The following is a 20,580-nucleotide window of genomic DNA, read 5'->3' on the forward strand; positions in this document are numbered from 1 at the left end:
CGAGAAGTACCTGCTGCTGGCCTGCCTCAACCTCGTGGAGTGCGTGGCCTACATCGGTGCAAAGTAGCAGTCCAAATGAGCCGCTTGCGGCCGGTCAAGATGGGTTGACTGGACGCTCACGTTAAAGGCGTCGGAACTGGCGGAGAAGGTTGTGTCGAAGGAACTGGCCGACGCCCTGAACCGCGAATTCAAGGCGCTCGGTGTCGGCACGTTGCGCGTTTCGCTGCAGAGTCGGTCGGATAGGGGTAAAGCCCTGCACAAGCTCAAGCTGGAACTACCACAAAGCCGCAGTCCGAGTGACATCTTGAGCGAGGGCGAGCAGCGTGCGATCGCGATCGGCTCCTTCCTTGCTGAGGTCGGCCTGAGTGGCGGTAAGGGCGGCATCGTGTTCGATGATCCGGTGTCATCGCTCGATCACCGTCGGCGTGAACGTGTGGCAAAGCGCCTGACTGCAGAGGCAGCGCAGCGGCAGGTCGTGGTGTTTACCCATGACATCTATTTCCTGTGCCTGCTGGTCGAAGAAGCGAAGTTGGCCGGTGTCCCGATTGCAACCCAAAGCCTGACCCGCCGCGCAGAGGGCTTCGGGGTTGCGGACCCCGATCTCCCATTCGAGGGAAAGACCGCGAGCAAGCGCGTCAGCGCCCTGAAAGCCCAGCATCAAGCCATCGCCAAACTCCACAAGGACGGCGAAGAGCAAGAACACAGACGGCAGACCGTTGATGCCTATTTCCGCTTGCGCATGGCATGGGAACGTGCCGTCGAGGAAGTACTACTGCGAGAGGTCATCCTTCGCTTCCGCAAAGGTGTCGAGACGCAGCGGCTGGCCGGTGTTGTAGTTGAGGATGATGACTACGCGCAAGTGAACGCGGGCATGACAAAGTGCTCGAACTACGCGCACGATAAGGCACTCATGGGTGGTGTCGCCGTCCCGGAACCCGATGAACTGCTCGCCGACATCATGGCGCTGGAAACCTGGCGCGGACAGGTCGAGACGCGCAACGTGAACACGGCCAAGAAGCGTAAGGCCGGACCTGCCGTCGCGTCACTTGCCGCAGCGCCGTAGACGGCTCAAGGTACTTTCATCGAGTTTCGGAGACTCGCAGTATCAACCTTTCCCATTCGGTGCTCAAGTCATCACACAGCGTCGCCGACACGGCGGCCGCAGTGCCCTTGGGCGTTTTGCGACGCCCAGGGGCCGGATCAAACGACAATCCGGCCTGCATGCCGTGTATCGCGCGCATAGGCGCTCAACCATCATCTCAAAACGAAAGCTTCATGACCTCTCTCGAAGCCAATATCAAGTTCTACGAAACGCACTACGACATGCTGCGGCAATGGTTCCTGCGCCCAGGAGATAAGGTTGTCCTCGGCGACAGGCAGAATCGCACTTGCAGGTTTTGCGGTAGGAAGCCGCCCGAGGTGACCTTCCGCAAGGTCGCTCATGCGATACCGGAAGCACTCGGCAACAAGAGCATAGAGAGCGTGTATGAGTGCGACGACTGCAATGAAGGGTTTGGACGCGGCATCGAGAACGATCTAGGCAACTGGTCGAAGCCAACACGTACCTTCGCACGCATTCGTGGAAAAAGTGGCGTGCCGACCTTGAAGAAAGGCGGCGACGGGAAAGGCTGGCGAATCGAGTACGGCGCTGCGGGCTTCAATATCACCTCGTATGAGGATGACCCGCTTTACCAGATAGACGAAGCGAACCAGCGGATCACCTTTCAGCTCAAGCGCGATTCCTATACGCCGGTCGCAGTGCTCAAGGCGTTCATGAAGATTGGCCTGACATTGCTCCCCGACGAAGAAGTCGGAAACTTCCCACACTTGATGAGTTGGGTGAGGTCAACCGACCACAGTCGTCGATTTGCGGATCAGTGCCCGATCATTCGTACATTTCAGCCAGGGCCAATGCCGAACGATTTGATCGCCGCATTTGTCCTGCGGCGAAAAGCTCACGTCGCGAACTATCCCTACATGTTCTTGGTACTGGCCTACGGGAACGAGGTATTCCAAGTGCAGTTACCGTCGGAAAAACACGACCTCGCCCTGAACGGTCAGCCAGTTTCAATTCTTCCCTTTCCGACACCGGGTTCACCAGACCCGGCACGGTATGGGCCATCCAAGGTTCGGGTGCTGGATCTAACCGGGCGTGAGGTAGTCAAAGGAGAGGTCGTTCCGGTTCAAGTTGGCTACGAACTTGCCGTCCACAAGACGGGGCCAGACGCGGCCTCGGAAGCGTAGAGCGATAAGAGGCGCGGGGTGCAGCCCGTGAACCCGACGGCGGCACGCCAGGACGCCCAGCTATTGCTGGAGTTTCCGGGACTACTTCGACGTACGCAGCTCCAACAGGTGCCGCGCGGTTTCCAGCTCTTTCTGCAACAGTTCGGCATCCGGCAGCACGGTACGGTAGTTCGCCGCCATCACCTTCGAAGGCAAGCCTTCCAGCGCATACCGCGCCAGCGCATGGCCCTTGTCTGCGCACAGAATCAAGCCCACGGGCGGGTTTTCCTCGGGGTAGGCCCAATGTTCCTTGGCATAGTTGCAATACATGTGCATCTGGCCCACGTCCGCATGGGTCAGGCTCCCTAGCTTCAAGTCGATGATGACCAGGCAGCGCAACTTGCGATGGAACAGCAGCAAGTCCACCCGATACCAGGTCTGGTCGATGCGCAAGCGCCGCTGCCGCCCGATGAAGGTGAACCCTTCACCCAGCTCCAGAAGAAAATCTTCCAGCCGCCGGATCAAGGCGGCTTCCAGATCGGACTCCGAATACTCGTCCTTGAGGTCGAGGAACTCCAGCACATACGGGTCTTTGATGGCATCGCCCGGAGCGACGGCATCCTCGGGCTTCGGCACCGCGCCCTTGGCCAGCATCGCCGCTTTGTTTTTCGACAGCGCCGTGCGCTCATAGAACTGGCTGCCGATCTGCCGGTCAAGCTGGCGCACGCTCCAGCCGCCACGCAGCGCCTCGATTTCGTAGAACCGGCGGGCATGGTCGTGCTTGACCACCAGCAGCCGGACATAAGCTGACCACGGCAGCGTGAACACCTGCGCCAGCTCGGCGAGGCTCAATTTCCCAGGCACCGTCTGGGATTTCTGGCCGGGCGGCTCGTTTCCCAATTTCCCAGACAGTGTCTGGGAAATCTCGGAAACAGGGTATGCGAGGAAGAACCGCCGCATGTTCTCCAGGTTGTTGACGCCAAAGCCCCGCCCGAACCGCGCGGTCAGGTCAGCGGACAACCGGGCCATCAACTGTTCGCCGTACCCCGCGCGCCGCTTGCCCTGTTGTTCGGCCTCCACGATGCGGCGGCCAATCTCCCAGTAGCTGGCCGTCATCAGCGCATTGACGCTGCGCGCTGCTGCCTGGCGCGCGGCATCGAGCAGTTCCACGATGCCGCCGTGGATGCCCGCGTAGCCGGCAGGTACGGCGGCGGGTGCGGCTCCCACCGCCGCAGGCGTCTTCCTGGTCATGCGACCACCTCCGCAGGCCGCTGCGCCTCGGTGATCGTCTTGCGCCGGTTCGCCACCAACTCGGCGGCCTTGCGCACCGGGTCGTCCTCGGTGTGGACGTAGCGCATGAACATCGCCACGGTCTTGTGCGCCGTCAGCGCCATGCCGACCTTGACAGGGATGCCCGAGTTGGCAATGTCCGTGGCCGAGCGATGGCGGATGCCGTGCGTGCCCACATGGGCCGCGCCCGCCGCCTTGAGGGCGCGGCTCCAGCCGCCGTAGTACTCGCCCGTGGTCAGATGCTTGCCGGGGTGGCGCGGAGAAGGCAGCACGTAAGGGCTGCCCTCCTGCCGTGGGGCCGTCGAGAGCAGCCGGTAGGCTTCCTCGCTCATGGGCTTGGACATGCCGCCGGTCTTGCTGTCGGGCCAGACCACACGCCGGTTTTCCAGATCCACCCAAGCCCATTCGAGCGTGACGACTTCGGAGCGGCGACCGGCGAACTCGAACTGCAGGCGGATCGCCAGCGGGATGACGTAGTTCTCCAGGCCCTCGGCCTCGATGTGCTCCAGTCGCCGAAACAGCTTGCCCATGTCCTCGTCGCTGATGAGGTGGGTGGCCTTGCCGTTGGGGTACATCGGGACGTGGCGGCAGGGGTTGGTGCCGTCCGGCCGGTGGCCCCACACCTCGGCCAGGTTGAACATCTTGCGCATCACGCTGAAAGCGCGGTTCGCCTCGGCCGGCTTGTGGGCCATCTTCTTCATCGCCGTGGCCACGTCCGGCCGCTTCACATCCTGCACCTTCATGCGGCCCAGCATCGGAACGATGCAGCGGTCTATGACGGCCTGATACCCCCGCTGGGTGCTGGGCTTGTTGCGCTGCTTGGAGTAGTCCTCCATGAACTTGGTGCACAGCTCCTTGACCGTGGGGGCTGCGCGGGCAGCGGCCTTGGCCGCGCTGGGGTCGCCGCCCCGGCGCACCTCGGCCAGCCATTCCTGGGCCAGCGAGCGGGCCTGCTCGACGGTCAGTTCCCCGTACAGGCCCAGAGCGGGCTTGCGCCGCTCGCCGGCGTTCGTGCGGTACTGGAGCATGAAGACCTTGCGGCCCGCTGGTGTAACCTTGCACAGGAAGCCGGGCACCAGCGTGTCCCGGAGTTCGACGGCCTGCGCCTGGGGTTGCGCAGCATCGACTGCGGACTTGGTGAGCTTGAGTTTTGCCACGATGACTCCTCGGAAAGACCCGATTCCCAAGAGCCATGTAGGGGCCAGCAGAGGGGAAGCCGGGTCAGGTTTCGGAAAGCACCGGCATATGTTGAACTCGCCTAAGTTATTGATAAACCTGCTGTATCGGGCTTCGGCGTAGTCCAGCGAAGTTCGGTGCTGGAGTCATGGTGAAATGAAAAAAGCCGGTTGATACCGGCTTTTTTCATGGGCGAGCGGGGCGGCTGGCTCAACTCTGGGCGAGCAGATCCTCGATCAGCTTGTGCAGGGCGGCCATATCGGGCTCGCCGACATAGCGCTTGACGATTTGGCCCTGTTTGTTCACCAAGTAGGAGGTGGGCGTGAGCTTGACGTCACCCCAGGCCTGGGCAATTTCACCGGTGTTGTCCAGGGCGACTTTGAAGGGCAACTGGCGGGTCTGGGCAAAGTTGACCACCCAGGCGGGCGGGTCGTAGCTCATCGCAACGGCCACGGTTTCGTAGCCGCGATCCTTGAATTTCTGGTGCGTGGCCACGAGGGCTGGCATCTCTTTGACGCAGGTGACGCAGGTGGTGGCCCAGAAATTCACCAGCGTGACTTTGCCCTTGAGCGCCTCGGTGGTGGTGCTGCTGCCGTCAAGCAGCACAAACGTGGACGGAGGCGCCGCGTCGCGGGTGCTGCAGCCGGAAAGACCCAGGGCGGCCAGGACGCTCAGCGCCAGCAGGTTCAGGCCCAGGCGACGCCGCATGGGCAGAAAGAAAGACGGTTGCGAGGGCTTCATGGGGGGTGAGATCGTGGCCTGACGCGAGAGTTCATTCCCTTCGTCGGCCAGTGCACAGTGTACGCAAGGCTGCGAACTGGAGATCAGCGGCGGGTCAATTGCCGGCGTGCCGTTTCAAGGCGGGCTTCGAGGTATTCGCCGTAGAAATCCGGTACGGCGACGCCAACGAGGCGTTCGGCCAGTTCCTGCCCATCCGGGCCGAAGAACAGCACGGTGGGGGCAACGCGGGCATCCCAGCGCTTGACCTGTTCGGCCGGCGTGGTGTTTTCTCCCCGGAAGCCCTGGAGGTTGCTGGTGCGGTCGAGGATGTCGATCTGTACGGCCTGCACAAGCCCTTCGCGGCGCATGGGCAGCAGATAGTGCTTGCGGACGATGTCGCAGTAGGGGCAGCCTGCCAGTGAGGTCATCACCACCAGCGGCTCACCGCGGGCTGCAGCGGTCTGTGCCACGCCGCGCAGGGAGGCCGGGCTGGGCAACTCGGCGGCAGGTTGGGGGGAGGCGGTGGCCATGAAACGCTCCAGAGGAAAGGGATCAGACAACGCCGTCACGACGCAGCTGCTCGATGCGCGTGGCCGGATAGCCCAGCCATTCGGTCAAGACCGCATCGGTGTGCTCGCCAAGCAAGGGAGGGGGCAGGTCGTTGCGAACGGGCGTGGTGCTGAGCTTGAGGGGACTGGCCACAAGCGACACCGCATCGGCCAGCGGATGGTGCCAGGTGTGGACCATGCCGCGGTGCTGAACCTGTGGGTCGTCAAACACCTCGGCCAGGTTGTTGATGGGGCCGCAGGGCACCTTGGCCGCTTCGAGGGCCGCAAGCCAGTCGGCCTTGGCGCGGGTTTTCATCAGGGCTTCCAGCAGGGGTACCAACTCGGCCCGGTGCTGCACCCGGTCGCGATTGCGCATAAAGCGCGGGTCTTGCGCCAGTTCGGGCCGGCCCGCCACGTCGCAGAACTTGGCGAACTGGCCGTCGTTGCCGACGGCCAGGATGATGTGCTGGGCCAGGCCTTGCGCATCGGGGGCGACCTCGAACACTTGGTAGGGCACGATGTTGGCGTGGGCATTGCCTTGGCGCTGAGGTACCTGGCCGTCGGCCTGCCCCCGGACGAGGTAGTTGGCGCCCAGGTTGGCGAGCATCGCGACCTGGGTGTCGAGCAGGGCCATGTCGATGTGCTGGCCCTGACCGGTGCGTTCGGCGTGGCGCAGGGCGGCCTGGATGGCCACGGTGGCGTACAGGCCGGTGAAAAGGTCGGCCACGGCCACGCCCACTTTCTGGGGCCCGCCGCCGGGCCGGTCGTCGCGCTCACCGGTGACGCTCATCAGGCCGCCCATGCCCTGGATCGCGTAGTCGTAGCCGGCGCGGTCCTTGTAAGGGCCGGTCTGGCCGAAGCCGGTGATGGAGGTGTACACCAAGCGCGGATTGAGGGCGCTCAGGCTGGCGTAGTCAAGGCCGTAGCGGGCCATGTCGCCCACCTTGTAGTTTTCGACGAACACATCGGCCTGCGCCGCCAGTTCACGGATCAGGGCCTGGCCGCCGGGAGCAGCGAGGTCGCAGCTGATGGAGCGCTTGTTCCGGTTGGCGCCCAGGTAGTAGGCGGCTTCTCCGGTGTCGGCACCATCGCGTCCGCGCAGGAACGGCGGTCCCCAGCCCCGCGTGTCGTCGCCACCGGGATGCTGCGGGCCTGACGGGCGCTCGACCTTGACGACATCGGCGCCGAGATCGGCCAGGGTCTGGGTGCACCAGGGGCCGGCCAGCACCCGTGAGCAATCGAGAATGCGGATACCATCCAGAGCGTTCATGGCCGCATTGTGCGCGACCCGGCGGCAGGCCGGGCGCTGAATTCCAGGAGACGTTCCTTGCTTCGATACCGGTGGCTGGCAGCCGTCGCAGTGCTGTCGATGGCCGCCTGTAGCCCGACCCACAACTGGCGCGAATGGCGCGCCGACGGCGCGCCGCTGTGGGCGCTGCTGCCCTGCAAGCCCGATCTGGCCGAACGGCCGGTGCCGCTGACGGCATCGCCGGTGGTGTTGCACCTGGCCAGTTGCGAAGCCGGTGGGCAGACGTTTGCCTTGGGCTGGGCCCGGCTGGGTGACCCTGGCCTGGCGCCACAGGCCCTGCAACGCTGGCGGCTGGCCGGGCTGAAATCCCTGCGCGCCGAATCCGTCGACGAGGCGGCGACCCGGTGGGAGGTCGCCGTGGCCGGCGCAGCGCCGGTGTTGGGCGTGCGCGCCGAAGGGCAGGACCACCGCAACCAACCGGTGCTCAACCAGACCGTGTATTTTGCGCAGGGAGACTGGATCTTTCAGGCGGCGGTCTATGGCGCGCAGCTGCCCGACGCGGTGACCGAGCCTTTCTTCACCGGTCTGCGGTTGTCCGGCTCATGAAACGCACGCCTGCCACGGCCCGCTCCGCGGGGGCCAGCGACCAGCCGCTCGGTCCCGCGCCAGTGAATACCGAGCGGCTGCCCGCACGCACGGCGGTCGCGGTGTTTCTGGCGTTTGCCCTGGCCTACTTTCTGTCGGCGCTGGTGCGTGCCGTCACGGCCACCCTGTCGCCCATCCTCAGCGAGGAACTGGCGCTGCACGCCGGGGACTTGGGGCTGCTGGCCGGCGGATACTTTCTGGGGTTCGCGCTGACCCAACTGCCGCTGGGAACCTGGTTGGACCGCTTCGGGCCCCGGCGGGTGATTCTGGCGTTCCTGACCGTGGCGGTGGCCGGCTGTGCGGCCTTTGCGCTGGCCACGAGCTTCGGGGGGCTGCTGGCCGCTCGGGTGCTCACGGGCATGGGCGTCAGTGCCTGCCTGATGGCACCGCTCACCGGCTTTCGCCGCTGGCTGCCACCGTCACTGCAACTGCGGGCGAACTCCTGGATGCTGATGACCGGCTCGCTGGGCATGGTTGCCGCCACGTTGCCTGTGCAGTGGCTGCTGCCGCAGCTCGGCTGGCGGGGTCTGTTCTGGGGATTGGCTGTGCTGATCGCACTGTCCATGCTGGTGCTGCGCCTGCGTGTGCCCGCCTGGCAGTTGCCGTCGGCCTCACCAGCGGCAGACGCCGAGGAAGCGCCGAACGCGCCCATGGGGTACGGAGAAATCGCCCGTCACCCCTATTTCCGCCAGATGGTGACCATCGGGTTCATCAACTACGGCGGCATGATCGCGATCCAGACCCTGTGGGCAGGCCCTTGGATGGTGCAGGTGACCGGTTACACGCCGGCTGGGGCCGCGCAGGGGCTGTTCGGGATCAACCTCAGCATGCTGACGGCTTTCTGGTTGTGGGGGGTGTTCAACCCGCGATTGGTGCGAGCGGGCTGGAGCGCCGAGCGCTTGATCGCCTGGGGCATGCCGCTGTCGCTGGGCGTGCTGGGTGCCATCGTGGCACTGGGAGGTCATGCGGGCTGGGGGTTCTGGGCCGCGTTCTGCATGACCAGCACGTTCGGTGCGCTGGCACAGCCGGCGGTGGGCATGGCACTGCCGGCCCATGTGGCCGGCAAAGCCTTGTCTGCCTACAACCTGGTGATTTTTGCCGGTGTGTTTGCGATGCAGTGGGCGATCGGGCTGGCGGCGGACGCTCTGGTGTTTCTGGGCGATGGTGGTCAGCGTCTGCGCGGAGCCATGGGCCTGTTCTGGCTGGCCTGTGTCGCTGGCTACGTCATGTTCTGGCTGGCCTGGCGGCGCGCCAACCGGCGGCCGGCCCGCTAAACTGCACAGCCATGAACGGCATCTTCATCATTGCGCACACGCCCCTGGCGTCGGCTTTGCGCCAGTGTGTGCTGCACGTGTTCCCTGATTGCGCCGACACCGTCGCCGCGCTGGACGTGCAGCCCAATGTGCCGCCCGAGGAGTCGCTGGCCCAGGCGCGCATGATGCTGCGCATGCTCGGCACCCCGGGGGCGCTGGTGGTGACCGACGTGTTCGGCGCCACGCCCTGCAACGTCGCGCAGCGGCTGGTGGATGGTGTCCGTTCCAAGCTCATTACCGGCGTGAACCTGCCCATGCTGCTGCGCACCGTGTCGTACCGGCACGAGTCGCTGGACGCGCTCATCTCGCGCGCCATGATCGGCGCCACCCAGGGCGTGATCCAGGTGGCAGTGACCGCCCCCCAGAATCAGGCGAGAAGACAACATCATGATCAAGACCACCGTGACCATCAGCAATAAGCTCGGGCTGCATGCCCGGGCTTCGGCCAAGCTCACCAAGCTGGCTGGCAGCTTCCCCTGCGAGGTCTGGATGTCACGCGGCGAGCGTCGCGTCAATGCCAAGAGCATCATGGGGGTGATGATGTTGGCGGCGGGGATTGGCGCCTCGGTCGAGATCGAAACCAACGGCGCCCAGGAACAGCAGGCGATGGATGCCCTGGTGGCCCTGGTCAACGACAAATTCGGCGAAGGCGAATGAGCGTGAGCGCTGCGTGCTGCGCTGAGCGGGCCCGCCGGGGGAAGGCGGGCGGGCAATGAGCTTTACCGTACACGGCCTGGCTGTCTCCCGGGGCATTGCCATCGGGCGGGCAGTCATTGTGGCGTCCAGTCGCATCGACGTCGCCCACTATTTCGTCAAGGCCGACCAGTTCGACACCGAGATCGAGCGCCTCCGGTTGGCGCGCAACGCGGTGACCGAAGAGATCGTGCGCGTGCAGCAGAGCCTGGCCGAACTCGGTCCCAACGATGCGCATCCGGAGCTGGCGGCCTTGCTGGATGTGCACCTGATGTTGCTGCAGGACGAGCAGCTCACGGCCGGCGTCAAGCAGTGGATCGTGGAGCGCCACTACAACGCCGAATGGGCGCTGACGTCGCAGCTGGAGGTGGTGTGCCGCCAGTTCGAGGAGATGGAGGATCCGTACCTGCGCGAGCGCAAGTCGGATCTGGAGCAGGTGGTCGAGCGCATGCTCCGGGTGATGCGTGGCGTCGCTTCGCCGGTGGCGCCCCCGCTGCCACCAGCGCCGGCCCCGTCACCCGGCATCGTCGCGCCGCCCGAACCGGATCTGGACATTCCGCTGGTGCTCATTGCGCACGATCTGTCCCCGGCCGACATGCTGCAGTTCAAGCAGAGCGTGTTTGCCGGCTTCGTCACCGATGTCGGGGGCAAAACCAGCCACACGGCCATCGTCGCGCGCAGCATGGACATCCCGGCCGTGGTGGGCGCGCGCTCGGCCAGCCACCTCGTCAAGCAGGATGACTGGGTCATCATCGATGGCGACGCCGGCCTTGTGGTGGTGGACCCTTCGCCCGTGGTGCTGGCCGAATACGGCTACAAGCAGCGCCAGGGCGAGATCGAGCGCGAGCGGCTGTCGCGCCTGAAAAACACACCGGCCGTCACGTTGGACGGCCACCGCATCGAGCTGCTGGCCAACATCGAGCAGCCCGATGATGCGGTCGCGGCACTCAAGGCCGGGGCCGTGGGCGTGGGCCTGTTTCGCACCGAATTCCTGTTCATGGGGCGTGACGGCAAGCTGCCCGACGAGGAAGAGCAGTACCAGGCGTACCGGCGCGCGGTGGATGGCATGCAGGGCTTGCCGGTGACCATTCGCTCCGTCGACGTCGGGGCCGACAAGCCGCTGGACCGGGGGGCGGGCCGCTCCGCCGACGATTACCTCAACCCCGCCCTGGGGCTGCGCGCCATCCGCTGGAGCCTGGCGGACCCGGCCATGTTCCTGGTGCAGTTGCGTGCCGTGCTGCGCGCCGCTGCCCATGGGCCGATCAACCTGCTGATTCCGATGCTGGCCCACGCCAGCGAGATCCGGCAGACGCTGTCGCTGATCGACAAGGCGCGCGAGCAGCTCGATGCCCGCGCCCAGGTCTATGGGCCCGTTCGGCTGGGCGCCATGATCGAGGTGCCGGCCGCGGCGCTGACCATTCCGCTGTTCCTGCGCCACTTCGATTTCCTCTCCATCGGCACCAACGACCTGATCCAGTACACGCTGGCCATCGATCGCGCCGACGAGGCCGTGGCCCACCTGTACGACCCGGTGCACCCGGCGGTGCTGCACCTGCTGGCCTCGTGCATCACCCAGGCGCGCGATGCCGGCAAGGGCGTCAGCGTGTGCGGGGAAATGGCCGGCGACATCAGCATGACCCGGCTGCTGCTCGGTCTGGGCTTGCGCAGCTTTTCCATGCACCCGTCACAGATCCTGGCGGTCAAGCAGCAGATCCTGCGCAGCGACACCGGCAAGCTGGCCACCTGGGCGCAGAGCGTGCTGGCGGCGGAAGATCCCGCAGCCCTCATGGCCGACTGAACGCGCGCCGCGCAGGGTGTCAGCGGCGGGTGGCGACGATCGCGGCGCCGATGATCATGGCCGCGGCCAATGCCACCGACAGGCTGGGGCGCTCGCCGCGCAGCGCCAGCAGGGTCAGGGTCGACAGCAGGGGCGTGAGAAAGCTCAGCACGCCGATCTGCCGAGCATCCCCGCGTTTGAGCGCTGCGTCCCAGAGAAAGAAGGCACCACCCAGTGGCCCCAGCCCCAGCAGCGCGATGAGGGCAAGGTCCTGGAGGCTCAGGATGACGGGTGGCTCCAGGAGGGCATGGCAGGCCAGGGACAGCAGGCCCGAGACCAGGGCGAAGCTGCCGATGGCGGCGGTGGGAAAGGCCCGCACGCGCCGGGTCATGAGCGAATAGCTGGCCCAGATGAAGGCCGACCCCAGGGCCGGCACATAGCCCCAGGCCCACACCGCTTCGGTGCCGTCGCCACCGCGTCCCAGGATCGCCAGAACGGCGCCGGCGAAACCGGTCAAGGCGGCGGCCAGATGTCGCCGGGTCAGTGCCAGTCCCGGCAGAAACAGCGGTGCCATCACCACGATGCCCAAGGGCCAGAGGTAGTTGACCAGATTGGCCTGCACGGGAGGGGCGTGCCGCAGCGCGATGAACAGCAGAAAGTGGAAGCCGAACAGGCCGTAGACGCCCAGCGCCAACGTCGACAAGGGCACGCGCCACAAACGGAAGTCGAAGCGCGACAACGGCAGCGCGATGAGACTGCCGATGAGCAGCGACAACCCGGTCAGCAGGAACGGCGGTACGTGGGCGAGGGCGACACCGAGTGCAGCCAATGAGGCCCAGAGGGCAATGGCGCCCAGCGCGAGCAGGTTGGCATTCATGGCAGAGGCGGTGTCCGGGCAGGGCGGGTGTTGATCGATGACAAGGTGCTTGGCGGGAAAATGGCTGATACTGGTGCCGGTATAAGGAGATCCATGGCATGAGTACGTTTGATCACAAGAGTCTGATTCAGAATCTCAACGAAAACCTGGCGTCCTTTCGCAAGGCGCAACCGGAGGCGATGGCCGGTTTTGGTGCCCTGGCCAAGGCTGCGATGGCCGATGGCGCCATCAGCGCCCGCCACAAAGAACTGATGGCGTTGGCCATCGGTATCACGCAGCGTTGCTCCGGGTGCATCGGCTTTCACGTCAAGGCGCTCCACCGCCTGGGCTGTACGCGGGCGGAGTTCGAAGAAATGCTGGCAGTCTGTGTGTACATGGGTGGTGGCCCGGCCCTGATGTATGCGGCCGAAGCCCTGGCGGCCTGGGAGAAGCTGGCGCCAGCGCCCGTTTGATCACGGTCGCACGACAGGGGCCAGTCTGGCGCACACCAGCGTCGCGCACCGCTTGCGCTTCGTCGCGGAACGCGGGTGTCAGGCGTCTGCCCGTCGGAGGGCGGCAGTCAGGGCAGAGGGTGACCGATAGCCGCATTGCTGCGCGATGGCTGCCACAGACCATCCCTCGGCACGCAGCCGCCGCGCTTGCTGGTGTCGCAGGCCGCGCAGCCAGGCCATGGGGCTTTGGCCCTGCTCCTGCAGGCAGCGGGCACCGAACTGCGCAGGGCTCAGGTGGACTTGCGCTGCCAGGTCGGCCACGCGCAGTTCGGCGTGCAGGTGCTGTTGTGCCCACGCCTGAAGAATTCCCCAGTCGATGGCGCGGCGCAGCTCGGGCGGTCGGGCTGATCGGTGGGGAGCCCACGCCTCCAACAACAGCGCCGGGCCCAGCAGGCGTGTGCGGGGCAGGTTGGCGATGCAGGCCTGGGCCAGGTAGCGGGCCAGCGACACGGTGTGCGCGGACGGGCGGGTGCAGGCAAGGCCCAGCCACGCGGGGTCGTGCGAGTCGAGCACCAGACAACGTGCGCCCGCACGCGATTCAAAGTCGTGGTGTTCGCCCGGGGCGATCACGAGGCCCTGCCCGGCGCCGATGCGGTGGCCATGGCCCTGCACGTCGAGTTCCAGCCAGCCTTCCAGGCCCAGCAGAATCTGGCTGTGCTCGTGGTCATGGCTGCCAGCCGGGGCACCGTACTGGCGCACGGAAAGCCGGTCGGGCGTCGCGTGCATAGGCGGTTCTCGATGGATGGATTGCCCGGATGGGGCCGGGTTCAGCCCTTGTTCAGCACGCCGTGTGCCTGCTGGTCGGCGTGGTAGCTGGAGCGGACCATGGCGCCCACGGCTGCGTGGGTGAAACCCATTTCGTAGGCCTTTTCCTCGAACATCTTGAACGTGTCCGGGTGCACGTAGCGGCGCACCGGCAGATGGTGGCCACTGGGGGCGAGGTACTGGCCGATGGTGAGCATGTCGATGCCGTGGGCGCGCATGTCGCGCATCACCTCGAGGATTTCGTCGTCGGTTTCGCCCAGGCCCACCATGAGGCCGCTCTTGGTCGGCACGTCGGGAAACAGGGCCTTGAACTTCTTGAGTAGATTCAGGCTGAACTCGTAGTTCGAGCCCGGGCGGGCCTCCTTGTAGAGGCGCGGCACGGTTTCCAGGTTGTGGTTCATCACGTCCGGCGGCGCGGCCTTGAGAATTTCGAGCGCGCGATCATCGCGGCCCCGGAAGTCGGGCACCAGCACTTCGATCTGCGTTTCGGGGGAAAGCGCGCGCGTTTTTTCGATACAGGCGACAAAATGGCCTGCGCCGCCGTCGCGCAGATCGTCGCGGTCCACGCTGGTGATCACCACATACTTGAGTTTGAGCGCCGCGATGGTCTTGGCCAAATTCTCCGGCTCGTCCGTGTCCAGCGGATCGGGGCGGCCGTGCCCCACGTCGCAGAACGGGCAGCGGCGCGTGCACTTGTCACCCATGATCATGAAGGTGGCCGTGCCTTTGCCGAAACATTCGCCGATGTTGGGGCAACTGGCTTCTTCGCACACCGTCACGAGCTTGTTGCTGCGCAGGATGTCCTTGATCTCGTAGAAGCGGGTGGTCGGACTGCCGGCCTTCACGCGGATCCACTCGGGTTTCTTGAGCACCTCGGCCGGCACGATCTTGATCGGGATGCGCGCGGTCTTGGCCTGGCTCTTCTGCTTGGCCGTGGGGTCGTAGCTGGCGGCGGGCTGGGCCTCGCGAACGGTCGTGTCCGGGAGGGGGGCCGTGGGCGTGTCGGGGTGCGTCATGTCGGGGGCGCCTGAGCGCGGAAAAACCGGGGAGGGGCGCCGGCAGGTTGTCAGGGCGCCAAGGTGGTGGTGAGCTTCTGGCTCAGCACCTGGGCCGCTTCATCCCATGAAACGGCAACCCCGATTGTAGAAAGGTCCACCGTCTGCAGGCCAGCGTAGCCGCAGGGGTTGATGCGCCAGAAGGGTTGCAGATCCATGGCGACGTTGAGCGAGACGCCATGATAGGTACAGCCCCGGCTGACCTTGATACCCAGCGCGGCGATCTTGCCCAGGCCCGTGAAGTCGGGGCCAGCCGGCTGGCCCTGGGCAGTTTCGCGGGTGGGGCGCTGGGGCAGCAGGGCGTGGTCCGCGGGATTGTCCAGTCGCACGTAGATGCCCGGCGCGCCAGCAACGCGGTGGCCGGTCACGCCAAAGTGCCACAGCGTTCGGATCACCGCTTCTTCGATGCGGTAGACGTACTCTTTGACGAAATAACCGGCGCGTTGCAGATCCATCAGGGGGTACGCCACCACCTGGCCGGGGCCATGGTAAGTGACCTGACCGCCGCGGTTGGTCTTCACGACGGGGATGTTGCCCGGCGCCAGCAGATGGTCTTCGCGGCCGGCCAGCCCCTGGGTGAACACAGGCGGGTGCTCGCACACCCAAAGCTCGTCGGGTGTGTCCGCCAGCCGCTCGGCGGTGAAAGCCTGCATGGCTTCGTAGGTGGGCAGGTACCCGACCTGCCCCAGCGCTCGTATCGCGATCATCGGGCGTGCGGTTACAGCACCACCTTGACCATCGGGTGGGTGGTGAGCGTGCGGTACAGCTCGTCGAGTTGTTCGCGGCTGGTGACATACACGGAGAGCGTGAGGCCGAGGTAGTTGCCGCTGCTGCTCGGGCGGTGCTCCACGGAGTCGGGGTCAAACTCGGGCTCGAACGAGCGGGCAATGTGGATCATGGCTGCTGCATACCCTTCCACGTTCGCGCCCATCACTTTGATGGGGAAGCGGCAGGGGTACTCGATGAGGGACTGCTCGGGAGGAATGTCGGGGGGGATTTGCATGGCTATCGCACCTGAGAGGCCGGGGGAGCGGGCGTGAAAATGCCGATGTTAGATCGCGTGCGAGACGGCTGCTGCGGCCGGACACAGCAGCCGTCTCCCGGGGATTGATGAATCCATGGGGTTTCTACGTATAATGGGAGGCTTTGCAAACCGCCTTAAACCTGTAACCCGTCTGTAATCCTTCATGTCGACAATGTCCGGGCCTCCTTCCAGGCCGTCGTTGCCGGCCCGTGATCCGGAGGCAGCAGGGGGTTCCTGGGAAGATGGGGAGCAAGAAACTGAATTCAAGCCCCTGACGCGCGAACAGGCGCAGCAGTGGCGGGCGGGCCAGCCAGAGTTATCGCTCTGGCGGCTGGTCGGGGTGCAAGGGCTGGTGGGAATCGTGGCGGGCTTTCTGGCGTGGCTGCTGACGCAGCGAATGTCGGTGGCGGTTTCGGTTCTCTATGGTGCGGCAGCGGTGGTGATTCCGTCGGCCTTGATGGTCTACGGGGTGACTTCCAGTGCCTTGTCCCGGTGGTTGGCAGGCGTGGCTCAGGCGGCGTTTGTCGGCTTTTTGCTGTGGGAAGGGGTGAAGATCCTTCTGGCGGTGGCCATGCTCTGGTCAGCGCCCAAGGTGATCCCGGATCTCAGTTGGCTCGGCCTTCTGGCTGGCCTGATTTTGGCTTTGAAGGTGTACTGGCTTGGATTTTGGTTCCAGGCCCGCCGCCGTCAAGTAAACATCGGTTGATTGACACAAACGAACATGGCTGCTGAAGGTACTGGACCCACCCCCGGCGAATACATTCGCCACCACCTCGTTCACCTGTCCAACAAGAAGCAGGGGTCGATCATCGATTTTTCGGTGATCAACATCGACTCGGTGGTGGTCAACATCATCCTTGGCGCGCTGGTCTGCTTTGTGCTCTGGCTGGCGGCTCGCAAGGTCCATGCCGGTGTGCCGGGGCGCTTCCAGGCAGCCGTCGAGCTGCTGGTCGAAATGGTGGAAAACCAGGCCAAGGCCGTCATCCACAACGCCACGAGCCGCAAGCTGATCGCTCCGCTGGCGCTGACCGTGTTCCTGTGGATTTTCATGATGAACTTCATGGATCTGCTGCCAGTGGACTTGCTGCCCCGCCTGTGGTCGGAGTATTACGCGGCCACCGGGCACGATCCGCATCACGCGTACCTGCGCGTCGTGCCGTCGGCCGATCTGTCCACCACGCTGGGTCTCTCGGTGTCGGTGCTGCTGCTCTGCCTGTTCTACAACATCAAGATCAAGGGGCTGGGTGGCTGGGCCCATGAATTGGTGAGTGCCCCCTTCGGCACCAGCAAGAACCCGGTCTGGGCTGTGCTGCTGGGGGTGGTCAACTTCCTGATGCAGATGATCGAATTCATCGCCAAGACGGTATCGCATGGCATGCGGCTGTTTGGCAACATGTTCGCGGGCGAACTGGTCTTCATGCTGATTGCGCTGCTCGGTGGTTATGCCGCCCTGTCGCTGGGCGGAGGCCTGTTCTTCATCGGGCACCTGGTCGCCGGCACGGTGTGGGCCATCTTCCACATCCTGGTCATCACCTTGCAGGCGTTCATCTTCATGATGCTGGCTCTCATTTACCTGGGGCAAGCACATGATGCGCACTGAAGGCGCGCACTAACCCGCGACGCATCGGTTTTTCTCTCTCGTTTCCTTTCTAACTTTTCCCCATCTCAATAGGAGTCATCATGGAAAACATTCTGGGTCTGGTTGCTCTGGCTTGCGGTCTCATCGTCGGTCTGGGTGCCATCGGCGCTTCGATCGGTATCGCCCTGATGGGTGGCAAGTTCCTCGAATCGTCCGCTCGCCAGCCCGAACTGATGAACGACCTGCAAACCAAGATGTTCATTCTGGCCGGCCTGATCGACGCTGCCTTCCTGATCGGCGTGGCCATCGCTCTGCTGTTCGCTTTCGCCAACCCCTTCGTGCTGGCCTGATCGACTTGTCGTCGGTGTCGGCAGGTGCGGCGGAAATCGGGTTTTCTCAATCCGTTGCCAGCCTGGTCGACACGCCTGCAAGATCGATTCTTCCCCTGACAACACACAGAAAGGCGTTGCGATGAATATCAATGCAACCCTCTTCGCGCAGGCCATTGTTTTCGCGATCCTGGTGTGGTTCACGATGAAGTTCGTGTGGCCCCCGATCGCCAAGGCGCTGGATGAGCGTGCGCAGAAGATTTCCGAAGGCCTGGCTGCGGCCGACAAGGCCAAGTCCGAGCTGGCGGTTGCCAATCAGCGGGTTGAGGCCGAATTGAGCCAGTCGCGCAACGAATCGGCCACCCGTCTGGCCGATGCCGAGCGCCGCGCCCAGACCCTGATCGAGGAAGCCAAGGCGCGTGCATCGGACGAGGCTGCCAAGATCGTGGCTGCTGCCCGCCAGGAGGCGGAACAGCAAGTGATCAAGGCGCGCGAGAGCCTGCGCGAAGAAGTGGCTGCACTGGCCGTCAAGGGCGCCGAGCAGATCCTTCGCCGCGAGGTCAACGCCGGTGTTCACGCCGAGCTGCTGGGCCGCCTGAAGACCGAGCTCTGAGCCGTTTGGCTCTTGTCGCTCCTCCAGACACACGCTGCTTCCCAAAGGTAGAACATGGCTGAACTCGCCACCATTGCCCGCCCCTACGCCGAAGCCCTGTTCAAGGCTGCGGGCGCCGACGCGGCAGGCGCTTGCGCCTGGCTCGATGAACTGGCCGCTGTTGCGGTCAATGACCAGTTGCGCCAGTTTGCCGACAACCCGAAGTTTTCCGCCGAGCAGGTTTTCGGTGTCATCACCGGCGTGCTCAAGTCGGCGCTGCCAACGATCGGCCAGAACTTCCTGCGCACGGTCCTCGAAAACGGTCGCCTCACGGCTTTGCCCGAGGTGGCCTCGCAGTTTCGCGCGCTGGTCAATGCGCAGCAGGGCACGTCCGATGCCGTGGTCTACAGCGCTTTCGACATCGATGCCGCCGCCCTCGCGGAGCTGGCGAGTGTTCTGGAAAAGCGCTTTGGTCGCAAGCTCCACCTGCAAGTCCAGCTGCAACCCGATTTGATCGGGGGTGTGCGCGTGGTGGTGGGGGACGAGGTGCTCGACACGTCGGTCAAGGCCCGGCTGGAACAAATGAAAGTGGCCTTGACGGCTTGAGCCCAAGGGACTCACTCCCCTGGTCCGCATCCTTTTAACGAAAGAAGGAAAGAGTCATGCAACTCAATCCCGCAGAAATTTCTGAACTGATCAAGTCCCGCATCGAGGGCCTGGCCGCTTCGACCGATGTGCGCAACCAGGGCACCGTGGTGTCCGTGACCGACGGCATCGTGCGCATCCACGGTCTTTCCGACGTGATGCAGGGTGAAATGCTCGAATTCCCGGCCACCAAGGACGGCATTGCCACCTTTGGCCTGGCGCTGAACCTCGAGCGTGACTCCGTGGGCGCCGTGATTCTGGGCGAGTACGAGCACATCTCCGAAGGCGACACCGTGAAATGCACGGGCCGCATTCTGGAAGTGCCCGTGGGCCCCGAGCTCATCGGCCGCGTGGTCAACGCGCTGGGCCAGCCGATCGACGGCAAGGGTCCGATCAACGCCAAGCTCACCGACGTGATCGAAAAGGTCGCCCCGGGCGTGATCGCCCGGAAGTCGGTGGACCAACCCGTGCAGACCGGCCTGAAGTCGATCGACTCGATGGTGCCCGTTGGCCGTGGCCAGCGCGAGCTGATCATTGGCGACCGCCAGACCGGCAAGACGGCGGTGGCCATCGACGCGATCATCAACCAGAAGGGTCAGAACATGACCTGCGTGTACGTCGCCATCGGCCAGAAGGCGTCGTCCATCAAGAACGTGGTGCGTGCTCTGGAACAGGCCGGCGCGATGGACTACACCATCGTCGTGGCCGCCTCGGCTTCCGAGTCGGCTGCCATGCAGTACCTGTCGGCCTACTCCGGCTGCACCATGGGCGAGTACTTCCGCGATCGCGGCCAGGACGCCCTGATCGTGTACGACGACCTGTCCAAGCAGGCCGTGGCCTACCGCCAGGTGTCGCTGCTGCTGCGCCGCCCGCCGGGTCGCGAAGCCTACCCTGGCGACGTGTTCTATCTGCACAGCCGCTTGCTGGAGCGCGCGGCCCGCGTGAACGCCGACTACGTCGAGGCCTTCACCAAGGGTGAGGTCAAGGGCCAGACCGGTTCGCTGACCGCACTGCCGATCATCGAAACGCAAGCTGGTGACGTGTCCGCCTTCGTGCCGACGAACGTGATCTCCATCACCGACGGCCAGATCTTCCTGGAAACCAACCTGTTCAACGCTGGTATCCGTCCCGCCATCAACGCCGGTATTTCGGTGTCGCGCGTCGGTGGTGCCGCGCAGACCGATCTGATCAAGAAGCAGTCCGGCGGTATCCGTACCGACCTGGCGCAATACCGCGAACTGGCCGCTTTCGCGCAGTTCGCCTCCGACCTGGACGAAGCGACCCGCAAGCAGCTCGATCGCGGTGCCCGCGTGACCGAACTGCTCAAGCAGGCTCAGTACGCACCGCTGCCCATCAGTCTGATGGCAGCTTCGCTGTTCGCCGTGAACAAGGGTTTCATGGACGATATCGAGGTCAAGAAGGTGTTGTCGTTCGAAGGCGGGCTGCACGCTTTCCTGAAGGACAAGCACGCGGCCCTGCTGCAGAAGATGGAAGCCGGCAAGGCGCTGGACAAGGACAAGGAAGCCGAAGCCCAGCTCACCGCAGCCATCGCCGACTTCAAGAAGACCGGTACGTACTGAACCGCCCAT

At 64.7% G+C, this 20,580-nt stretch carries 24 protein-coding genes; 14 read left to right on the forward strand and 10 right to left on the reverse strand.

Translation table 11 applies throughout. The features are described 5' to 3' along the window. The first annotated feature begins 136 nt into the window (after positions 1 to 136). Together L0977_RS07935 and L0977_RS07940 are read left to right on the forward strand one after the other, a co-directional pair. Entirely contained in the window at positions 137 to 1,063 is a 927-nt protein-coding gene (locus tag L0977_RS07935) for an AAA family ATPase (protein WP_267966380.1), read from the forward strand. A gap of 212 nt (positions 1,064 to 1,275) precedes the next feature. Further along, positions 1,276 to 2,244, forward strand: a complete 969-nt coding sequence (locus L0977_RS07940; RefSeq protein ID WP_061289670.1) for an HNH endonuclease — start codon at positions 1,276 to 1,278, stop codon at positions 2,242 to 2,244. An 81-nt stretch (positions 2,245 to 2,325) separates the two neighbouring features. On the opposite strand, the gene L0977_RS07945 is transcribed toward L0977_RS07940, so the two are convergent. From L0977_RS07945 to L0977_RS07965, 5 genes are all read right to left on the reverse strand, one after another. Next, the gene (locus tag L0977_RS07945) at positions 2,326 to 3,474 is read right to left on the reverse strand and encodes a PDDEXK nuclease domain-containing protein (RefSeq protein WP_061289668.1); all 1,149 of its coding nucleotides are present in this window, start codon (positions 3,472 to 3,474) and stop codon (positions 2,326 to 2,328) included. Continuing rightward, complete coding sequence (locus L0977_RS07950; protein WP_061289664.1) at positions 3,471 to 4,670, reverse strand: tyrosine-type recombinase/integrase; 1,200 nt, start codon at positions 4,668 to 4,670, stop codon at positions 3,471 to 3,473. The genes L0977_RS07945 and L0977_RS07950 overlap by 4 nt, the downstream gene beginning before the upstream one ends. Positions 4,671 to 4,899: 229 nt before the next feature. Then, positions 4,900 to 5,430 carry a TlpA disulfide reductase family protein gene (locus tag L0977_RS07955; RefSeq protein ID WP_442786620.1) on the reverse strand — a complete coding sequence of 177 codons (531 nt, stop codon included), beginning with the start codon at positions 5,428 to 5,430 and terminating at the stop codon, positions 4,900 to 4,902. An 83-nt stretch (positions 5,431 to 5,513) separates the two neighbouring features. Further along, on the reverse strand, positions 5,514 to 5,939 hold the full coding sequence (locus L0977_RS07960; RefSeq protein ID WP_234264325.1) for a hypothetical protein: 426 nt from the start codon (positions 5,937 to 5,939) through the stop codon (positions 5,514 to 5,516). Positions 5,940 to 5,961: 22 nt separating this feature from the next. Next, positions 5,962 to 7,227, reverse strand: coding sequence for a CaiB/BaiF CoA transferase family protein (locus tag L0977_RS07965; RefSeq protein ID WP_234264326.1), 1,266 nt, complete (start codon positions 7,225 to 7,227; stop codon positions 5,962 to 5,964). Between the two features lie 57 nt (positions 7,228 to 7,284). On the opposite strand from L0977_RS07965, the gene L0977_RS07970 reads away from it, so the two are divergent. The 5 genes from L0977_RS07970 to ptsP are packed head-to-tail and all read left to right on the forward strand — an operon-like array spanning position 7,285 to position 11,655. Further along, complete coding sequence (locus L0977_RS07970; protein WP_234264327.1) at positions 7,285 to 7,812, forward strand: hypothetical protein; 528 nt, start codon at positions 7,285 to 7,287, stop codon at positions 7,810 to 7,812. After that, positions 7,809 to 9,125: an MFS transporter gene (locus L0977_RS07975; protein ID WP_234264328.1), complete on the forward strand. Its 1,317-nt coding sequence runs from the start codon at positions 7,809 to 7,811 to the stop codon at positions 9,123 to 9,125. Before L0977_RS07970 ends, L0977_RS07975 begins: the two co-directional genes overlap by 4 nt. 11 nt (positions 9,126 to 9,136) lie before the next feature. Then, on the forward strand, positions 9,137 to 9,583 hold the full coding sequence (locus L0977_RS07980) for a PTS sugar transporter subunit IIA (protein ID WP_234264329.1): 447 nt from the start codon (positions 9,137 to 9,139) through the stop codon (positions 9,581 to 9,583). Continuing rightward, positions 9,552 to 9,821, forward strand: coding sequence for an HPr family phosphocarrier protein (locus L0977_RS07985; RefSeq protein WP_234264330.1), 270 nt, complete (start codon positions 9,552 to 9,554; stop codon positions 9,819 to 9,821). The genes L0977_RS07980 and L0977_RS07985 overlap by 32 nt, the downstream gene beginning before the upstream one ends. Positions 9,822 to 9,876: 55 nt before the next feature. Beyond that, positions 9,877 to 11,655, forward strand: a complete 1,779-nt coding sequence (gene ptsP, locus L0977_RS07990; protein WP_234264331.1) for a phosphoenolpyruvate--protein phosphotransferase — start codon at positions 9,877 to 9,879, stop codon at positions 11,653 to 11,655. 19 nt (positions 11,656 to 11,674) lie between these two features. Here the strand turns inward: ptsP and L0977_RS07995 are convergent, their stop codons facing one another. After that, on the reverse strand, positions 11,675 to 12,511 hold the full coding sequence (locus tag L0977_RS07995) for a DMT family transporter (protein WP_234264332.1): 837 nt from the start codon (positions 12,509 to 12,511) through the stop codon (positions 11,675 to 11,677). Positions 12,512 to 12,609: 98 nt separating this feature from the next. On the opposite strand from L0977_RS07995, the gene L0977_RS08000 reads away from it, so the two are divergent. After that, entirely contained in the window at positions 12,610 to 12,963 is a 354-nt protein-coding gene (locus tag L0977_RS08000; RefSeq protein WP_234264333.1) for a carboxymuconolactone decarboxylase family protein, read from the forward strand. 78 nt (positions 12,964 to 13,041) lie between these two features. Here the strand turns inward: L0977_RS08000 and L0977_RS08005 are convergent, their stop codons facing one another. From L0977_RS08005 to L0977_RS08020, 4 genes are read right to left on the reverse strand one after another with little or no spacing between them, the layout of a single operon-like run. Continuing rightward, on the reverse strand, positions 13,042 to 13,728 hold the full coding sequence (locus L0977_RS08005; RefSeq protein ID WP_234264334.1) for a helix-turn-helix domain-containing protein: 687 nt from the start codon (positions 13,726 to 13,728) through the stop codon (positions 13,042 to 13,044). Positions 13,729 to 13,769: 41 nt separating this feature from the next. Next, the gene (gene lipA, locus L0977_RS08010) at positions 13,770 to 14,783 is read right to left on the reverse strand and encodes a lipoyl synthase (RefSeq protein ID WP_234264335.1); all 1,014 of its coding nucleotides are present in this window, start codon (positions 14,781 to 14,783) and stop codon (positions 13,770 to 13,772) included. A 50-nt stretch (positions 14,784 to 14,833) separates the two neighbouring features. Beyond that, entirely contained in the window at positions 14,834 to 15,529 is a 696-nt protein-coding gene (gene lipB / locus L0977_RS08015; protein WP_234264336.1) for a lipoyl(octanoyl) transferase LipB, read from the reverse strand. 11 nt (positions 15,530 to 15,540) lie between these two features. Then, positions 15,541 to 15,825 (reverse strand): HP0495 family protein, encoded by a 285-nt coding sequence (locus L0977_RS08020; protein WP_234264337.1) that lies wholly within the window; start codon positions 15,823 to 15,825, stop codon positions 15,541 to 15,543. A gap of 184 nt (positions 15,826 to 16,009) precedes the next feature. Here L0977_RS08020 and L0977_RS08025 point away from each other — a divergent pair, with 184 nt between their 5' ends. From L0977_RS08025 to atpA, 6 genes are all read left to right on the forward strand, one after another. Then, positions 16,010 to 16,552: an ATP synthase subunit I gene (locus tag L0977_RS08025; protein ID WP_234264338.1), complete on the forward strand. Its 543-nt coding sequence runs from the start codon at positions 16,010 to 16,012 to the stop codon at positions 16,550 to 16,552. 15 nt (positions 16,553 to 16,567) lie between these two features. Next, on the forward strand, positions 16,568 to 17,446 hold the full coding sequence (gene atpB / locus L0977_RS08030) for a F0F1 ATP synthase subunit A (RefSeq protein ID WP_234264339.1): 879 nt from the start codon (positions 16,568 to 16,570) through the stop codon (positions 17,444 to 17,446). Between the two features lie 80 nt (positions 17,447 to 17,526). Further along, on the forward strand, positions 17,527 to 17,775 hold the full coding sequence (gene atpE, locus L0977_RS08035) for a F0F1 ATP synthase subunit C (RefSeq protein ID WP_234264340.1): 249 nt from the start codon (positions 17,527 to 17,529) through the stop codon (positions 17,773 to 17,775). 121 nt (positions 17,776 to 17,896) lie between these two features. Next, complete coding sequence (locus tag L0977_RS08040; RefSeq protein WP_234264341.1) at positions 17,897 to 18,367, forward strand: F0F1 ATP synthase subunit B; 471 nt, start codon at positions 17,897 to 17,899, stop codon at positions 18,365 to 18,367. A 54-nt stretch (positions 18,368 to 18,421) separates the two neighbouring features. Continuing rightward, positions 18,422 to 18,952 carry a F0F1 ATP synthase subunit delta gene (locus L0977_RS08045; protein WP_234264342.1) on the forward strand — a complete coding sequence of 177 codons (531 nt, stop codon included), beginning with the start codon at positions 18,422 to 18,424 and terminating at the stop codon, positions 18,950 to 18,952. A gap of 56 nt (positions 18,953 to 19,008) precedes the next feature. Beyond that, positions 19,009 to 20,571 (forward strand): F0F1 ATP synthase subunit alpha, encoded by a 1,563-nt coding sequence (gene atpA / locus L0977_RS08050; RefSeq protein WP_234264343.1) that lies wholly within the window; start codon positions 19,009 to 19,011, stop codon positions 20,569 to 20,571. The last annotated feature ends 9 nt before the right edge of the window (positions 20,572 to 20,580 follow it).

It is taken from the genome of Hydrogenophaga sp. NFH-34 (genome assembly GCF_021401345.1).
Taxonomy (GTDB): domain Bacteria; phylum Pseudomonadota; class Gammaproteobacteria; order Burkholderiales; family Burkholderiaceae_C; genus Hydrogenophaga; species Hydrogenophaga electricum.

Coding starts and splice junctions, on each gene's coding strand:
- ptsP (WP_234264331.1), top strand. CDS start 9,877: ATGAGCTTTACCGTACACGGCCTGGCTGTCTCCCGGGGCATTGCCATC.
- L0977_RS08025 (WP_234264338.1), top strand. CDS start 16,010: ATGTCGACAATGTCCGGGCCTCCTTCCAGGCCGTCGTTGCCGGCCCGT.
- lipB (WP_234264336.1), bottom strand. CDS start 15,529: ATGATCGCGATACGAGCGCTGGGGCAGGTCGGGTACCTGCCCACCTAC.
- L0977_RS08020 (WP_234264337.1), bottom strand. CDS start 15,825: ATGCAAATCCCCCCCGACATTCCTCCCGAGCAGTCCCTCATCGAGTAC.
- L0977_RS07985 (WP_234264330.1), top strand. CDS start 9,552: ATGATCAAGACCACCGTGACCATCAGCAATAAGCTCGGGCTGCATGCC.
- L0977_RS07980 (WP_234264329.1), top strand. CDS start 9,137: ATGAACGGCATCTTCATCATTGCGCACACGCCCCTGGCGTCGGCTTTG.
- L0977_RS07955 (WP_442786620.1), bottom strand. CDS start 5,430: ATGAAGCCCTCGCAACCGTCTTTCTTTCTGCCCATGCGGCGTCGCCTG.
- L0977_RS08000 (WP_234264333.1), top strand. CDS start 12,610: ATGAGTACGTTTGATCACAAGAGTCTGATTCAGAATCTCAACGAAAAC.
- atpE (WP_234264340.1), top strand. CDS start 17,527: ATGGAAAACATTCTGGGTCTGGTTGCTCTGGCTTGCGGTCTCATCGTC.
- L0977_RS07995 (WP_234264332.1), bottom strand. CDS start 12,511: ATGAATGCCAACCTGCTCGCGCTGGGCGCCATTGCCCTCTGGGCCTCA.
- lipA (WP_234264335.1), bottom strand. CDS start 14,783: ATGACGCACCCCGACACGCCCACGGCCCCCCTCCCGGACACGACCGTT.
- L0977_RS08045 (WP_234264342.1), top strand. CDS start 18,422: ATGGCTGAACTCGCCACCATTGCCCGCCCCTACGCCGAAGCCCTGTTC.
- L0977_RS07940 (WP_061289670.1), top strand. CDS start 1,276: ATGACCTCTCTCGAAGCCAATATCAAGTTCTACGAAACGCACTACGAC.
- atpB (WP_234264339.1), top strand. CDS start 16,568: ATGGCTGCTGAAGGTACTGGACCCACCCCCGGCGAATACATTCGCCAC.
- L0977_RS07945 (WP_061289668.1), bottom strand. CDS start 3,474: ATGACCAGGAAGACGCCTGCGGCGGTGGGAGCCGCACCCGCCGCCGTA.
- atpA (WP_234264343.1), top strand. CDS start 19,009: ATGCAACTCAATCCCGCAGAAATTTCTGAACTGATCAAGTCCCGCATC.
- L0977_RS07975 (WP_234264328.1), top strand. CDS start 7,809: ATGAAACGCACGCCTGCCACGGCCCGCTCCGCGGGGGCCAGCGACCAG.
- L0977_RS08005 (WP_234264334.1), bottom strand. CDS start 13,728: ATGCACGCGACGCCCGACCGGCTTTCCGTGCGCCAGTACGGTGCCCCG.
- L0977_RS08040 (WP_234264341.1), top strand. CDS start 17,897: ATGAATATCAATGCAACCCTCTTCGCGCAGGCCATTGTTTTCGCGATC.
- L0977_RS07965 (WP_234264326.1), bottom strand. CDS start 7,227: ATGAACGCTCTGGATGGTATCCGCATTCTCGATTGCTCACGGGTGCTG.
- L0977_RS07960 (WP_234264325.1), bottom strand. CDS start 5,939: ATGGCCACCGCCTCCCCCCAACCTGCCGCCGAGTTGCCCAGCCCGGCC.